Source organism: Microbacterium hominis NBRC 15708, from assembly GCF_001592125.1.
Lineage (GTDB): Bacteria > Actinomycetota > Actinomycetes > Actinomycetales > Microbacteriaceae > Microbacterium > Microbacterium hominis.
In genome coordinates this window covers 114740-130557 of sequence record NZ_BCWI01000008.1, presented here as the reverse complement: position 1 = coordinate 130557, position 15818 = coordinate 114740, and the positions used below count along the sequence as shown (strand labels likewise).

The window sequence follows — 15818 nt, the reverse complement described above, 5'->3', positions numbered from 1 at the left end:
GTGTTCCAGCCTCTCGGCTCTCTTCACGGGGCAACGTCACGTGTGCGACGAGCTCGGCACGGACACATCCCGAAGGAGGGTCCACGCAGGACTCGCTGCGGCGGCAGAGTCGCTCTCGCGTCTGCCGCACTCACTCCCACGATCCGTCTGCGACGATCTCGAGGAGGGAGGATTCCCATCCTAGACCAGAAGTCCTGTTCTCTCTACCGAGAGGTTTGGGATGGGGGTGGTTCTCCGCTTGAGGGGGCGAGGCCTTCCGGCCCTTCGCTCTTCCCTGTGGGGCGAACAAGTAATAACTTACGCGGCGTGCCGACATCGGGCAAATCTGGGCTGCATCTCGGGCGTGTCGCGCCCTCCGCGCCGCCGTCCTGCGGCGTCGCGGGTCGTAGGCTCCCCACATGGACACCCGTCCGCTCCACGCGAGTCTCCCCGTCGGCCGCCTCGCCCGCGCGGCCGTCCGCGCCGCGGGCGACGAAGCCGCCAGATGGGCGGGCGCGGCGCCGGTCGACCCGGATCCGGCTGCCGTGACGGTCGCGTACACGAGCGAGCGGTGGATGCGTCTGGACGACGCACCGATCACCGCGTTCGCCCCGCTATCGGGCTTCTTCCGCACGCGGGACGGCTGGGTGCGCACGCACGCGAACTATCCCCACCACGCCCGCGCGCTGCGCTCCGCCCTCGGGATCGACGCGGCGGGCGCGGCCGAGGCCTCCGCCGCCGCGGATGATGCCGAGCGGGTGCGGGAGCGGCTGGCGACGCTCTCCACGGCGCACGCGGAGGCGTCGATCACGGCCGCGGGCGGGTTGTGCGTCGCCGTCGTCCCGGCGCAGCACGCCACCGACGAGCGCCTGCGCGCCTCCCCCGCGGTGTCGGTGACACGCATCGGGGAGGCGGCCCCGCGCCCCGGGCGCGCGTCGCCCGCCGATGCGCCGCTGCGCGGCATCCGCGTGCTGGATCTGACCCGCGTCATCGCCGGCCCGGTGGCGACGCGCACCCTGGCACTCCTGGGCGCCGACGTCCTCCGCGTCGACTCCCCCCGTCTGCCCGAGCCGGCCGCCCAGCACCTCGATACGGGCCAGGGCAAGAGGAGCACCCTCCTCGACCTGGACCGTCCCGCCGATCGCGCGGTGTTCCGGCGCCTCGCCGCGGATGCCGACGCGATCGTGCTGGGCTATCGTCCGGCCGCGCTCACGCGCCTGGACCTGTCGCCCGACGCACTGGCCGCACTGCGGCCGGGTGTCGTGGTCGTACGGCTGAGCGCCTGGGGCGAGAGCGGAGGGCGGGGTTTCGACAGTCTCGTCCAGGCGGCATCGGGAATCTCGTGGATCGAGTCCACGACGGCCGACGTTCCCGGAGCCCTCCCGGCGCAGGCACTGGATCACACCGCGGGCTACCTGCTGGCCGCCCACACGATGGCGACGCTGCGCCGCCGGCGCGCGGAGGGCGGGAGCTGGCTCGTCGAGACGTCGCTGCGGCGCATCGCCGCCGAGCTCCTGGGGATGCCGCGCGCACGACCGGGGGTGGACGATCTGGCCCCCGTCCCCGACCCCGATCGCCATCTGCAGCGCTTCACGGTGCGCGGCCGGAGCGTCGTGACGGCGGCTCCCGCGATCGCCTACGCGGGCGCTCCCCTGCGCTTCGCCGCGCCGCGGGAATGGGGCGGCGACGCTCCCGCCTGGCTGCCGCGCTGAACGGCGACGGCCCCCGCTCCGCAGAGCGAGGGCCGTCGTGAGAGGCAGGGTCGCTTACTGGGCGGCCTTGACGATCTCGAGGAGCTTCGGGCTGTTCGCGTAGGCCTCGGCCGCGTTCTCCTTGGTGACGATGACAGGCGGCAGCAGGTACGCCGGGACGACCTTGACACCGTTGTCGTACTGGGTGGTGTCGTTGACCTCTGGCGCCTCGCCCTTCTGGAGCGACTGGATCATCTTGATGGTCTGGGCGACCAGCAGCGAGGTGTCCTTGTTGATGGTCGAGTACTGCTCGCCCGCCATGATCGACTTGACCGACTCGGCCTCGGAGTCCTGACCGGTCACGGTGAACTGCGAGATGTTCTTGCCGGCCTGCTTCACCGAGGTGATGATGGCGCGCGCCAGCGTGTCGTTCGGCGACAGGACGCCGTCGATCGTCGCCGACGTGTAGTTGGCGGCGAGCAGCGAGTCCATCCGGCTCTGTGCGTTCTCGGCCTTCCAGCCCTGCGTGGCCGTCTGCTGGATGTCGGTCTGACCCGACACGACCTTGAGGGTGCCGTCGTCGATCTTCGGCTGGAGCACCTTCATGGCGCCGTTGAAGAAGACCGCCGAGTTGGCGTCGTCGGGCGAGCCGGAGAACAGCTCCACGTTCCACGGCGCACCGTGGCCCGAGCGCTTCTCGAGGCCGTCGAGCAGGGCCTGGCCCTGCAGCTCGCCGACCTTGAAGTTGTCGAACGCGACGTAGTAGTTCACGTTCGGCGTGTTCTCGATGAGGCGGTCGTAGGCGATCACCGTGACACCGGCATCCGCCGCCTGCTGCAGCTGCGTGCCGAGCTGCTTGCCGTCCTTGGCGCCGATGACGATGACCTTGGCGCCGTTGGTGATCATGGCCGAGATCTGGTTCTGCTGCTCGGCGACCGTGTTGGATGCCGGGGCGTACTGCACGTCCGCCTTGAAGCCGGCCGCCTTCAGACCGTCCTCGAACAGACCGCCGGCGAGCACCCAGTTCTCCGACGTCTTGTCGGGCAGGGCGATACCGATCGTGGCGTCCGCGGCGAAGCCCGCCGCCGCGCCCGCCGATGCGGTCGCGTCGCCGCCGCGCCCGGAGCTCGAGCAGCCGGTGAGCGCGAGTGCCGTGACGGCGGCCACCGTGGCTGCCGCAAGAGCGATTCTCTTCATTGATTCATCACTTTCTCTGGTGAGGGTGAGGCGAGTCGGTCCCGGACCTACACCTTGGGGAGGTCGGCCGGCTGGCTCGACTCGTTCGTGCCCGACGTCGGTATGACGGCGGGGACGTCTGTGATCAGCTCGGTGCTCCGGTCGCGACGACGCATGAGCAGACCGATGATGGACGGGCCGCCGCGACGCTTGCTGATGACGTCGACGGCGACGGCGAGCAGAAGGACGAGGCCCTTCGTGATCGACACCGAGTCGGCGCCGGCGCCGATGAGCTGGAGCCCGTTGTTGAGGAAGGCCATGACCAGGCCGCCGATGATCGAGCCGATCACCGTGCCGATGCCGCCCGACACCGCGGCGCCGCCGATGAAGACGGCCGCGATCGCGTCCAGCTCCCAGCCGTTGCCGTCCTGAGGGCCGGATGCCGTGGCGCGACCGACGTAGATCATCCCGGCGATCGCCGCGAGCACCGACATGTTCATCATCACGAAGAAGTCGACGCGACGGTCCTTCACGCCCGACAGCGCGGCCGCGAGGCGGTTGCCGCCGACGGCGTAGATGTGGCGGCCGAACACGGTGCGGTTGGTGACGAAGGAGTAGATGACCACGAGCACCAGCAGGATGACGCCCGAGATCGGGAAGCTCGTGCCGGGGCGGCCGGTCGCGAACAGCCACGCGGCCCAGAGGATCGCGGCGGAGAGGATGACCACCTTGACCACCGACACCCACACGGGGGCGGACTCAGCGCCGATCTTGGCCTGCTGGCGGCGCAGGCGCCACTCGTTGTACACGATCCAGGCCACGCCGATGAGCCCCAGGAGCATCGTGAGCACGTTGAAGTCGACCGCGATGGGCAGCTCCGGGAGGTAGCCCGAGCCGATGTAGCTGTACTCCGGCGGCACGGGGGTCGTCGTCGACTGCCCGATCCACTGGTTGCCGCCGCGGAAGATGAGCATGCCGGCGAGGGTCACGATGAAGGCGGGCACGCCCACGTACGCCACCCAGAACCCCTGCCAGGCGCCGACGAGCGCGCCGACGACGAGGCCGATCGCGATGGCGAGCGGCCACGGGGTGTTCCACTCGTTCATCGACTTGGCGACGATGATCCCGACGAAGGCGGCGACCGAGCCGACCGACAGGTCGATGTGGCCCATGATGATGACCATCACCATGCCGATCGCGAGGATCAGGATGTAGGACTGCTGGCTGACGACGTTGATGAGGTTCTGCGGCGAGAGGGTCGTGCCGCCGGTCCAGATCTGGAAGATCAGGATGATGGCGATCAGCGACGCCAGGATGCCGAACTGTCGGAGGGAGGACGTGCTCCCCCCGAACATCTTCTTCAGGTCGGAGAAACCGCCTGAGCTCTTGGTGGGTACCGTCTCGGTGCTCATCGTTGTGCCTTCTGTCGTGCGGAGGTCATGCTGCGCATGAGGTTCTCGGGGGTTGCTTCGGCGACGGGCAGATCATCCGTGATCTGGCCCTCGAAGATCGTGTAGATGCGGTCGGAGATGCCGAGCAGCTCGGGCAGCTCGCTGGAGATGAGGATCACGCCCTTGCCCTGTGCGGCCAGCTGCTGGACGATCGTGTAGATCTCGTACTTGGCCCCCACGTCGATGCCGCGTGTCGGCTCGTCGAGGATGAGCAGCTCCGGGTCGGTGAACATCCACTTCGCCAGCACGACCTTCTGCTGGTTGCCGCCTGACAGCTTCGAGACGCCGACGTCGACGCTCGGGGTCTTGATCCTGAGCTTCTTGCGGTAGTCGTCTGCGATGTCGTTCTCGGCGTACGGGTCGATGACGCCGTTGCGCGCGATCTTGGACAGCTTCGCCGCGACGATGGAGCGCTTGATCGTGTCGAGGAGGTTCAGCCCGAGGACCTTCCGGTCCTCGCTCACGTAGGCCATGCCGTGATCGATCGCGGACTGCACGTCCTTGATCACGACCTCCTTGCCGTCGATGAGGATCTGGCCCGACTCGTACACGCCGTACGAGCGGCCGAACAGGCTCATCGCGAGCTCGGTGCGGCCGGCGCCCATGAGGCCCGCGATGCCGACGATCTCGCCGCGGCGGACGTGGAGGTTCGAGTGCTTGGCGACCAGCCGCTCGGGGATCTGCGGGTGGCGCACCGTCCAGTCGCGCACCTCGAAGAACACCTCGCCGATGTGCGGCGTGCGGTCGGGGAAGCGGCTCTCCAGCGAGCGCCCCACCATCCCGCGGATGATGCGGTCCTCGTCGACGGTGCCGGAGGCGACGTCCAGGGTCTCGATGGTGCGCCCATCGCGGATGATGGTGATGGAGTCGGCGATCTGCTCGATCTCGTTGAGCTTGTGGCTGATGATGATCGAGGTGATGCCCTTCCCCTTGAGGGAGAGGATCAGATCCAGCAGGTGCTGGGAGTCGTCCTCGTTCAGGGCCGCCGTCGGCTCGTCCAGGATCAGGAGCTTGACGTCCTTGGCGAGGGCCTTCGCGATCTCGACGAGCTGCTGCTTGCCGACGCCGAGGTGCTTGATCTGCGTGTCGGGGTCGTCGCGCAGGCCGACGCGGGCGAGCAGGTCCACGGCGCGCAGCCGCGCCTGGGCCCAGTCGATGACGCCGCCGCGGCCGATCTCGTTGCCCAGGAAGATGTTCTCCGTGATCGACAGCTCGGGGATCAGCGCGAGCTCCTGATGGATGATCGCGATGCCGGCGTTCTCGCTGGCACGGATGTCGCGGAACTGCACGACCTCCCCGCGGTACCAGATGTCGCCGCTGTAGGTGCCGTAGGGGTAGACCCCCGAGAGCACCTTCATGAGCGTCGACTTGCCCGCGCCGTTCTCGCCGCAGATCGCGTGGACCTCGCCGGCCGCGACCGTGATCGAGACGTCGCTGAGGGCCTTCACCCCCGGGAACTCCTTCGTGATGGAGCGCATCTCCAGGATCGGCACTGCATCCGCCATCGTGCGCGACCTCCTCGTCGTCGGTTGTCGTTCTTCTTTGATCGAGCGTCAATGTGACCGTTCACATCGCTTGAACATCGTGCACCCTCCGAGCGACGTTGTCAATCGCCCGAATCCGCCGTTATCGAAGCGTCATCTTCGGGCGGAGATCGGCGCCGCGCACGACTCGCGGACGACGAGGGACGGCTCCAGATTCATGCCGTCAACGGCATCCACCGCGACGTCCGGCGCGCCGATCGCGCGCAGCAGCGCGATCATGGCGCGCTCCCCCAGCCCCGCGAACTGCTGGTGCACCGTCGTGAGCGGCGGCCACCCGTGGGCGGCGAGCGGGATGTCGTCGAAGCCCACGACGCTCACCTGACGCGGAACGTCGACGCCCACGGCGCGGAAGCCGTGGATCATGCCCAGCGCCATGGCGTCGTTCGCCGCGAAGACGGCGGTGAAGTCGAGCCGCCGCGACAGCTCCACGGCGGCGTGATATCCGAAGTCCGCCGTCCAGTCGCCGAGGATGGGAGGTCGCGTCGGCAGATCGGCGTCGGAGAGCGCGTGCAGGTAGCCCTGCATCCGGCTCTCCGCCTCGATCCAGTCCTGAGGGCCGGCCAGATGCACGATCTCGGCATGGCCGAGGCCGATGAGGTGCTCGGTCGCGAGGCGGGCCCCCCGCACCTGGTCGTCGGCGAGCTCCGCGATCCCGCGCTCGGCGCTGTGCAGTCCGAGGTAAGGGATGTCCACGTCGAGCTCGGCGAGCACGTCGAACACCCGCACTTGCGGCGCGTGCACGATGATGCCCTCGACCGACTGGCGTCGCAGGTGCTCGACGGCGGCGGCGATGGTCTCCGGACGCGTGTCGCGCAGATAGGCGGAGTTCACCCAGTAGCCACGTTCGCGGGCCGCATCCTCGAGCGCGGCGAGACTCGACGAGGGGCCGTACTCCCCGCGCGAGCCCAGCACGACGCCCAGCGTCTGCGATCGGCTCGTGACGAGGGCGCGCGCGGCCTGGTTGGGCCGGTACTTCAGATCGGCCATCGCGTCGAGCACGCGCTGCTTGGTCTCCGGCCGGATCGAGGGGTGTCCGTTGAGCACTCTGGAGACGGTCTGGTACGACACGTCGGCGGCACGCGCGACGTCGCGGATGCTCGCGCTACGCGCCTTCTCCTCGCCAGCCGACACGGTGCCCTCGCCTTCGATGTGCACGTTCACATTACCGCGGTCGCGGGCTCGCCGTCACGCCGCACGGCGCCGGCGCACCGCGATGGCGATGCACAGGACGAGCGTCGCGGCGCCCCATACGGCGCACGCCGGCGGCAGCACCCGGTAGGCCAGGTGCTGCACGGTCCACGCGGGCGTGAACGGACCGTGGACGACGACGCCGATCGCCCAGGCGCACACCAGGACGAGCGGCAGCGACAGCCACCACGACCAGCGGACGGCCGCGGGGATGCCGGTGGCCGGGGTGGACGGCGGACGACGGCGCAGCCAGAGGAACGCGGCGACGGCCAGCACGATCAGACCGAACGCGCTCGAGCCGTACTGCAGCCACTTGAGGCCGAGCAGAGGCCCCCAGCGCTCGTCGAGGGCGGGGAACAGGGCCGTCCCCCATCGCCCCTCGTGCGTGAACGCGTCCCACGCGATGTGGGAGGCGACGCCCAGCAGCAGCGAGAGCGCGGCCAGCAGTGCCGAGACCCACGCGGGCCGGCGTCTCCACCACGCGGGGATGCCGACACGGTCCCACTCCGCCGGCAGCCGCGCGGCGAGCCAGGTCGGCGACAGCGCCCGGACGGCGGGACGCAGCAGGAGGTACCACAGCACGGTCAGTCCGGCGGCGATGAGGGTGGACACGGCGAGGTTCGTGTGCGTCAGCTGGTACGACACCGGCGTCCCGCGGACGAACAGCGGGAGGTCGGGCGTCATCGCCCCGATCGCGATCGCCGCGGGCAGAAGCGGCGTGCGCACGAACGGCAGCGCCACCACGGCGTGCGAGACGGTGAACGGCATGCGACTCCCGGCGTTCGGCGGCGAACCGGATCAGACCGCGGGCGCGACGAAGAGCCCGGCGAGGGTCTTCTTGCCGCGGCGCAGCACCGCGACTCCACCCGGCAGCGTGCCCGTGATCGCCGTGGACTCGTCGTCGATCTTGACCCCGTCGAGGCTGACCCCGCCCTGGGCGATGGAACGGCGCGCCTCGCTGAGGCTCGTGCACAGGCCCGTCTCCACGAGCGCCTGCACGACCGTCGTCCCGGCGGCGATGGCGGCGTGCGGCAGCTCCTCCAGCGCGGTGCGCAGCGTCGCCGCGTCGAGCGCGGACAGATCCCCCGCTCCGAACAGCGCCTCGGATGCCGCGATCACGGCGGCCGCGGCCTCCGGGCCGTGCACCGTCGTGGTCACCTCGAGGGCGAGACGCTTCTGCGCAGCGCGACGGAACGGCTCCGCCGCGACGAGCTCGGCGTACTGCTCGATCTCGGCGCGGGTGAGGAACGTGAAGATCTTGAGGCGCTCGACGACATCCGCATCGTCGGTGTTCAACCAGAACTGGTACATGCGGTACGGGCTGCACATCGCGGCATCCAGCCAGATGGCGTTGCCCTCGCTCTTGCCGAACTTCGTGCCGTCGCTGTTCGTGATCAGCGGGGTGCCGATCGCGTGCACGGAGGTGCCCTCGACGCGGTGGATGAGGTCGGCGCCGCTCGTGAGGTTGCCCCACTGGTCGGATCCGCCGGTCTGCAGCACGCACCCGTACTGGCGGTGCAGCTCGAGGTAGTCCATCCCCTGCAGGATCTGGTAGCTGAACTCGGTGTAGCTGATGCCGGCTTCGGAGTTCAGGCGGGCCGCGACGGCATCCTTCTTGAGCATCGTGCCGACGCGGTAGTGCTTGCCGATCTCGCGGAGGAAGTCGATCGCGCTCATCGGCGCGGTCCAGTCGAGGTTGTTCACCATGCGCGCGGCGTTGTCGCCCTCGAAGCTGAGGAACCGCTCGACCTGCGCGCGCAGCGCGGCGACCCACTCGGCGACCGTGTCCTTGGTGTTGAGGGTGCGCTCGGCGGTCGGGCGCGGGTCGCCGATCAGTCCGGTCGAGCCTCCGACGAGGCCCAGGGGGCGGTGCCCGGCGAGCTGCAGACGGCGCATGAGCAGCAGCTGCACGAGGTTGCCGAGGTGCAGGCTGGGCGCCGTCGGGTCGAAACCGCAGTAATACGTGATCGGCTCGCCGCCCAGCAGATCGCGCAGAGCGGTCTGGTCGGTGGACACGTGCACGAGTCCGCGCCAGACGATCTCGTCCCAGACGTTCTCGAACGACGGGTCGTTGGCGGGGGCCAGTGCGCGCGCGGGCGCGGAGGCACTCACGAAGGCGGTTTCAGACACGCGACCCAGGCTATCAGCGCCGGATGCCGGGGCCCGGGCCCGCCGACGTCGCCGGGTCGGAGGCGCGTGCGAGACTGACGGGCATGGACCCGCAGACCGACGCGATCGTCACGACGATCGTCGTGATCGCCGTCTTCGCCGCACTCTGCGCCGCCCTCGTGCTCGTCACGCTCTCCCTCCGCCGCCCACGCGGCGCGATGCTGGCGGCCGCGGCGGCGATCGTGGCGGTGGCCCTGGTCGTCCTCAGCATCCTCCCGTTCACGGTCCCGGTCGTCTTCGGCGTGCTGCTGGCCCTTCCCGGCGTCGCGCTCGCGGTGGTCGGCGGCGACCCGTTCACCCGCTGGGTGCTGGGGATCGCGGACGGCGGACGCACCTCGGTGGGACCGCGCGGCGGCATCCTCGTCGAGATGATGGCCGAGAGCGCGGGCGGCCCTCCGCGCGAGGAGGAGATCCTCCGCGGCGGCACGACGATCGGCTACCTCGAGCGGGCGTGCACCGCCCTCGGGATCGTGGCGGGCTTTCCCGGCGCGGTCGCGGTGGTCGTCGCGGTGAAGGGCGTCGGCCGCTTCACGGAGCTCGCGACCCCCGCCGCGCGCGAGCGGTTCATCGTCGGCACGCTGGCGAGCCTGCTCTGGGCGTGCGCCGTGGCCGGCGTCGTGTGGCTCGCGATCTGGTGACTCAGCTGCCCGGTTCGACGTCCGCGGCCTCGATCAGCTGGCGGAACCCCTCGATCAGCGCCGCGGCGCCGGCGGAGCCGAGGGCCTGCGAGACGGCCGACTGGGTGATCCCCTCGGTCGATGCGAGCTCGGCCTGCGTCGCTCCGCGCAGCCGGCCGTACGTCAGGCGCCGGGCGCGCGCGGTCATCTCGCTGACGATGCGATCGCGGGCCAGGAGGTAGGCGTTCGCGACCCGGATGCCGGGGTCGGCGGCATCCGCGGCGGCGGCGATCCACGTGCGCGCGCCGGGGATCGTCCGCGCCTGCTTGGCGTGGATGACGTCGATCGCCTCCCGCGCCGCCCACCAGCCGGGGCCTTCGGCGAGCGCGCCGACGCGGGAGGGGACCTCGCCGAGCGCGCCGACGCCGATGCCGAACCGGCAGTCGATGCCGTCCGGCAGTGCCAGCCGGAGCATGAGCAGGGCGGCCATCGCGGCCTCCAACGACGGATAGACGCCCTGCAGCTCGTCGCCGACCGTGGGACGCAGGGCACGCTCGGCGAGCGGGAGATCCTCCTCGACCCGCGCCACGGCGTCTTCGAGCGCGCGTTGCGCACCCGCCCGGTCGGGGAGGGTGCGCGATCCGACGATGTCGGCGATGACGGCGACGCTCATAAGACCAGCTTATAGCTGATATTCCTGAATTATCAGGCTCTGGCTGTTATTTCGGATCGATCAGCGTATGCGCCGCGCTCTGCGCCCGCGCCACGAGCTCGGCGCGCTGCTCCGCCACCCGCACGCCGGCGGTGCCGCCGGCCCCCGTCCGGCTGGAGACCGACCCTTCGATCGAGAGCACCTGCCGCACCGCCGGTGTCAGCTGCGGCGACACCTCGGCGAGGAGCGCGTCGTCGGCATCCTCGAGGCCGATGCCCCGGTCTTCGCACGCCCGCACGAGGGCGCCGGAGATCTCGTGGGCGTCGCGGAACGGCACGCCCTGCTTCACGAGCCACTCCGCGACATCCGTGGCGAGGGAGAAGCCGGTCGGCGCGAGCGCCGCCATCCGCTCCGTGTCGAAGCGCAGCGTGGCGATCATCCCGGCGAAGGCGGGGAGCACGGTCTCCAGCGTGAGCACCGAATCGAAGACGGGCTCCTTGTCCTCCTGCAGATCGCGGTTGTAGGCCAGCGGCAGCGCCTTCAGCGTCGCGAGCAGTCCGGACAGGTTGCCGATGAGCCGGCCCGCTTTGCCGCGCGCGAGCTCGGCGATGTCGGGGTTCTTCTTCTGCGGCATGATGCTCGAGCCCGTGGAGTAGCCGTCGTCGAGGGTGACGAAACCGAACTCGCGGGTGTTCCAGATGATGACGTCCTCGGCGAAACGCGAGATGTCGACCGCGATCATCGCGGCGATGAAGGCGAACTCGGCGACGACGTCGCGCGCGCTCGTGCCGTCGAGGGAGTTCTCGGCGGGCCGGTCGAGCCCCAGCCGATCGGCCACCAGCTGCGGGTCGAGACCGAGCGTCGCGCCGGCGAGCGCTCCCCCGCCGTAGGGCGAGACGGCGGCACGCGCCGACCAGTCGCGCAGGCGCTCGAGGTCGCGCACGAGCGGCCAGCCGTGGGCCTGCAGGTGGTGCGCCAGCAGGATCGGCTGCGCGTGCTGCAGGTGCGTGCGACCGGGCATGATCGCGTCGGGGTGCGCGTCCGCCTGCGCGACGATCGCGTCGATCACGCGCAGCAGATCGCGGGCGATGACGCGCGCGTGGTCGAGCAGATAGAGCCGCACCAGCGTCGCGATCTGGTCGTTGCGGCTGCGACCGGCGCGCAGCTTGCCGCCGAGCGCGGGGCCGATCTCCGCGATGAGCGCGGCCTCGAGGGCGCCGTGGACGTCCTCGTCGCCGGGCTGCGCGACCAGGGTGCCGTCCTGCACGGCGGCGGCGAGGGCGTCGAGACCGGCGTGCATGCGGGCCTCCTCGTCGCCCGTCAGGTAGCCCGCCGCGGCGAGCGCAGCGGCGTGCGCGTGCGAGCCGGCGAGGTCGTAGGGCGCGAGCACCCAGTCGAAGTGGGTCGAGCGGCTGAGCGCCGCCAGCTCCGGCGAGGGTCCGGAGGCGAAGCGCGCCCCCCAGAGGGCGCCGTCGTTCGTGCCGTGCGGTGTCGTTTCGCTCACCGCACCAGCCTACCGAGCGCCGCGTCGCCGCCCGCCGCACCCCTTCATCCGTCCCGTGTGGTCGCGTCGCGGCATCCGAGACGACCACACGGGACGGATGAGCGAGCGGCGCCGCCTCCTCCCCCGCGCGCGTGCGGCGGAGGGCGTCCACGGAGGGGGGCGGGGAGGGAGGGCGCGGGTGGGGTGGGCGGGCACGCTCGCAGGCATGAGCCGCGAGCCGTCGCCGTTGCCGCAGACCCTGCCGGACGCCTTCGCGGTGCGCGCCGCCCGGGATGCCGGGGTCACGGTGCGGCGCCTGCGCGCACGGGATCTGGACGCTCCGTTCCGCGGCGTGCGGATGCGCCGCTCCGCGGAGGATCGCGACGCCGACGATGCGTCGCCGACGGCGCACGAGAGCAGCCGGATGCGGCGGAAGATCCTGCGTACGCGCGCATCCGCGACGCCCTGCGTCGCGGAGCGGGTTCGTCCGTCCCGAGTGGTCGTGTCGCGGCATCCGAAGCGACGTGAGGGGACGGATGAACGCTCAGGCGGGGACCGCGAGACGCGTCGCCAGCGCGAGGGCACGCTCCAGCGGGCCGCGGCCGAGCAGCAGCGCCCACGCGGTGCAGAACACGACAGTGACGACGACGAACGGCCAGAACGGCTGGAGGGCACGGAAACCCGAGAGGTCCCCGACATCGCCGAGCGCGAGGGATGCCCACGCCGCCCAAACGAGGATCTGCCCCACGTATGCCGTCAGGGGCATCGAGCCGATCGCACGGATCGGCAGCAGAACGGACGACGCGACCGGCAGACGGCAGACGAGCAGGCAGAGCCCGATCACGGCGAGCGCGAAGCCGCCCGACCCGACGGCTTCGAGGAGCCCTCCGGAGTGCGCCGCGTCGGAGAGCACGAGCCCGAGGTACGAATCGGGCGGGAACGACGCCACGGCGGATGCCGCGCCCGCCGCGACCGCGCAGCCGACCCCGACCGCGACGAGGGCCACGACCGTGCGGGTCGCGCGCAGGTCGGACCGCGCCGCCGCGATGCCCGCGATCATGAACGCGGCCCAGAGCGGGAACGGGTAGTGCCAGCCGAGCAGCAGCACGAGGTCGCCGCCGACCGGACCGGCCGCGGCCAGCGCGCCGTCGAGCACCGGCAGCAGCCACGGCGCGACCAGCGCGATCGCGGCCGCGATCGTCCACAGCGTCCGCGCCGACAGACCCACCAGCGGCAGCGCCAGCAGGAACAGGATGCCGTAGGCCTGCAGGATCACGTAGACGGGGACCCCGGTCGCGTTCAGGAGCATGCCGATGGCCCAGATGATCGCGGCGCGCACCGCGAGGCGGCGCCGTGCCACCGAGAGCACGGCACCGGATGCCGGACGCGTGCCGGCCGTGCCCGGGGTCGCCGTCATCAAGGCGATCGAGATGCCCGCCACGGTCGCGAACAGGATCGACGAGCGCCCGTTGACGACATCGACCCACGTCGACGGCTGCCACGGGTCGAACGCGTCGATGACCAGCAGATGGGCGGCGAACATGCCGAGCACCGCCAGGCCGCGCGCGAGATCGACTCCCGCCAGGCGCCCGGACCCGCCCAGGCGGCGGTCCCGGTGCGCGGGGGCGGTCGTCATCGTCTCGGGTCTTCGCCGCGCGCCGCGGTCACTGCTGACGCAGCAGCCAGACCAGCAGCGCCTTCTGGGCGTGCAGGCGGTTCTCGGCCTCGTCCCAGACGACGCTCTGCGGGCCGTCGATCACGTCGGCATCCACCTCGTAGCCGCGATCGGCGGGCAGGCAGTGGATGAAGATCGCCGCGGGATCGGCCAGCGACATCGTGTGCTGCGTCACCTTGTAGCCGCCGAGGTCGTGGACGCGCTGGATCTTCTCCTCCTCCTTGCCCATCGACACCCACGTGTCGGTGACGACGACGTCCGCTCCCGCGGCCGCGGCCTCGGGGTCGGTGAAGAGGGTGACCGAGCCGCCGGTGGTCGCCGCGATGCGCTCGGCGTCGGCGACGACATCGGCACGCGGGGCGTAGGCGGCGGGCGAGGCGACGCGCACGTGCATCCCCGCCGTCACGCCCGCCAGCACGTAGGAGTGGCCCATGTTGGAGGTGCCGTCGCCGAAGAACGTGAGCGTCAGCCCCTTCAGCTCGCCCTTGTGCTCGCGGATCGTCAGCAGGTCGGCGAGCAGCTGACAGGGGTGGAAGTCGTCGCTGAGCGCGTTGATGACCGGCACGGTGGTGCCGCGCGCCATCTCCTCGAGCCCCGCCTGCGCGTAGGTGCGCCAGACGATCGCGGCGACCTGCCGCTCCAGCACGCGCGCGGTGTCGGAGGGGGTCTCCTTGCCGCCGAGCTGGCTGTTCGCCGTCGAGATCACCAGCGGCGAGCCGCCGAGGTCGGCGATGCCGACCGCAAACGAGACACGCGTGCGGGTGGAGCTCTTGTCGAAGATGACCGCGACGGTCTGCGGCCCCTCGAGGGGCTTCAGCTTCCAACGGTCCTTCTTGAGCGAGACCGCGAGGTCGAGGATCTCGGCCTGCTCGGCCGGGCTGAGGTCGTCGTCGCGGAGCAGATGGCGGGTCATGCGGAGGCCTCCGGGGTCGAGGTGGGGGTTTCGGTGTCGTCGAGCACGAGAGCGTCGGCGACGGTGCTGAGGGCGCGCGCGAAGAGGTCGACGAACTCGTCGATCTCCACGTCGCCGATGGTGAGAGCCGGCGCGATGCGCACGGTGCTGTCGTTGGCGGCGTTGACGATGAGCCCGTGCTGCTGGGCGGCCGCGACGACGGCGCCGGCGACGGGGTGGCGCAGGGCCACGCCCAGCAGCAGTCCGCGTCCGCGGCATCCCTCGATCAGCGGCGAGGCGAGGGACTCGATCGCCGCGCGCAGCTGCACGCCGCGGACGGCCGCGTTCTCGACCAGGCCCGCACGCTCGATCTCGCCGAGCACGGCGAGCGACGTCGCGGTCGCGAGAGGATTACCCCCGAAGGTCGAGCCGTGCGTGCCCGGGTAGAAGAGGTCGCTCGCCGCGCCGAACGTGATGAGCGCACCGATCGGGAAGCCGCCGCCGATGCCCTTGGCGACGGTGATGGCGTCGGGGACGATCCCCTCGTGCTGGAACGCGAACCAGGCTCCGGTGCGTCCGGCACCGGTCTGGATCTCGTCGATGATCAGCAGCGCACCGTGTCGCGCCGTGATCTCCCGCGCCGCCGCGAGGTAGCCCTCCGGCAGCGGGACGACCCCGGCCTCGCCCTTGATGGGCTCGACGAACAGCGCGGCGACGTCGTCGCCCATCGCGGCCTCGAGGGCCTCCACCGCGGAGTCGAGGAACTCGACGCCGGGGACCATCGGCAGGAACGGCGCCTGCATGTAGGGCTTGCCGGTGAGGGCGAGGGTGCCCATCGTGCGGCCGTGGAAGGCGTCCTTCAGCGCGAGGATGCGGGGGCGCGGCGCGCGCGCACCGTCCGCCGCCCCGCCCGCCGCTCCGTGGAGGCGCGCGAGCTTGAAGGCCGCCTCGTTCGCCTCGGCTCCGGAGTTGGCGAAGTAGACGCGTCCGGCGTCGCCCGCGCCGGTGAGGCGCTTGAGCTCGGCGGCGAGCGCCAGCTGCGGCGGCGTCGCGAAGAAGTTCGACACGTGCGAGAGGGTCGCGGCCTGGCGCGCGACGGCATCCACGAAGACGGGGTGGGCGTGACCGAGCGAGGTCACGGCGATGCCGCCGAGGAAGTCGAGGTAGCGGCGGCCGTCGGCGTCCCACAGCGACGAGCCCTCACCGCGGACGAAGAGGGCCATCCGGTCGCCAGCGTTGCGGACGAGATCGCGCCCGGCGTCCTCCTGCCACATCGTCGCTGCCGTCGTCTGCTCCTGCAC

The 15818-nt window shown here is 71.1% G+C and carries 13 protein-coding genes; 2 read left to right on the top strand and 11 right to left on the bottom strand.

Annotation, left to right across the window (positions count from 1 at the left end; translation table 11 throughout):
• Positions 1 to 398: 398 nt before the first annotated feature.
• Entirely contained in the window at positions 399 to 1691 is a 1293-nt protein-coding gene (locus MHO01S_RS08515; protein ID WP_061782152.1) for a CoA transferase, read from the top strand.
• A 54-nt stretch (positions 1692 to 1745) separates the two neighbouring features.
• Here the strand turns inward: MHO01S_RS08515 and MHO01S_RS08510 are convergent, their stop codons facing one another.
• From MHO01S_RS08510 to tyrS, 6 genes are all read right to left on the bottom strand, one after another.
• Entirely contained in the window at positions 1746 to 2867 is a 1122-nt protein-coding gene (locus tag MHO01S_RS08510) for a substrate-binding domain-containing protein (protein WP_061782151.1), read from the bottom strand.
• Positions 2868 to 2914: 47 nt separating this feature from the next.
• Positions 2915 to 4258, bottom strand: a complete 1344-nt coding sequence (gene mmsB, locus MHO01S_RS08505) for a multiple monosaccharide ABC transporter permease (RefSeq protein ID WP_060959529.1) — start codon at positions 4256 to 4258, stop codon at positions 2915 to 2917.
• Positions 4255 to 5802, bottom strand: a complete 1548-nt coding sequence (gene mmsA / locus MHO01S_RS08500) for a multiple monosaccharide ABC transporter ATP-binding protein (RefSeq protein WP_061782150.1) — start codon at positions 5800 to 5802, stop codon at positions 4255 to 4257. The genes mmsB and mmsA overlap by 4 nt, the downstream gene beginning before the upstream one ends.
• Positions 5803 to 5934: 132 nt before the next feature.
• Positions 5935 to 7002: a LacI family DNA-binding transcriptional regulator gene (locus MHO01S_RS08495; RefSeq protein WP_060959527.1), complete on the bottom strand. Its 1068-nt coding sequence runs from the start codon at positions 7000 to 7002 to the stop codon at positions 5935 to 5937.
• A 24-nt stretch (positions 7003 to 7026) separates the two neighbouring features.
• Positions 7027 to 7797: a DUF4184 family protein gene (locus MHO01S_RS08490; RefSeq protein WP_061782149.1), complete on the bottom strand. Its 771-nt coding sequence runs from the start codon at positions 7795 to 7797 to the stop codon at positions 7027 to 7029.
• Positions 7798 to 7827: 30 nt separating this feature from the next.
• Positions 7828 to 9159: a tyrosine--tRNA ligase gene (tyrS, locus tag MHO01S_RS08485; protein WP_060959525.1), complete on the bottom strand. Its 1332-nt coding sequence runs from the start codon at positions 9157 to 9159 to the stop codon at positions 7828 to 7830.
• 83 nt (positions 9160 to 9242) lie between these two features.
• Here tyrS and MHO01S_RS08480 point away from each other — a divergent pair, with 83 nt between their 5' ends.
• Complete coding sequence (locus tag MHO01S_RS08480; protein ID WP_060959524.1) at positions 9243 to 9836, top strand: hypothetical protein; 594 nt, start codon at positions 9243 to 9245, stop codon at positions 9834 to 9836.
• A gap of 1 nt (position 9837) precedes the next feature.
• Here the strand turns inward: MHO01S_RS08480 and MHO01S_RS08475 are convergent, their stop codons facing one another.
• The 5 genes from MHO01S_RS08475 to MHO01S_RS08455 all read right to left on the bottom strand — a co-directional run bounded on the left by MHO01S_RS08475 (position 9838) and on the right by MHO01S_RS08455 (position 15818).
• Positions 9838 to 10488 carry a SatD family protein gene (locus tag MHO01S_RS08475; RefSeq protein WP_060959523.1) on the bottom strand — a complete coding sequence of 217 codons (651 nt, stop codon included), beginning with the start codon at positions 10486 to 10488 and terminating at the stop codon, positions 9838 to 9840.
• 46 nt (positions 10489 to 10534) lie between these two features.
• Positions 10535 to 11971, bottom strand: a complete 1437-nt coding sequence (gene argH, locus MHO01S_RS08470; RefSeq protein ID WP_061782148.1) for an argininosuccinate lyase — start codon at positions 11969 to 11971, stop codon at positions 10535 to 10537.
• Positions 11972 to 12494: 523 nt separating this feature from the next.
• Entirely contained in the window at positions 12495 to 13586 is a 1092-nt protein-coding gene (locus tag MHO01S_RS08465) for a DUF418 domain-containing protein (protein WP_060959521.1), read from the bottom strand.
• 28 nt (positions 13587 to 13614) lie between these two features.
• Positions 13615 to 14538: an ornithine carbamoyltransferase gene (gene argF / locus MHO01S_RS08460; protein WP_060959520.1), complete on the bottom strand. Its 924-nt coding sequence runs from the start codon at positions 14536 to 14538 to the stop codon at positions 13615 to 13617.
• The gene (locus MHO01S_RS08455; RefSeq protein WP_157553765.1) at positions 14535 to 15818 is read right to left on the bottom strand and encodes an acetylornithine transaminase; all 1284 of its coding nucleotides are present in this window, start codon (positions 15816 to 15818) and stop codon (positions 14535 to 14537) included. The genes argF and MHO01S_RS08455 overlap by 4 nt, the downstream gene beginning before the upstream one ends.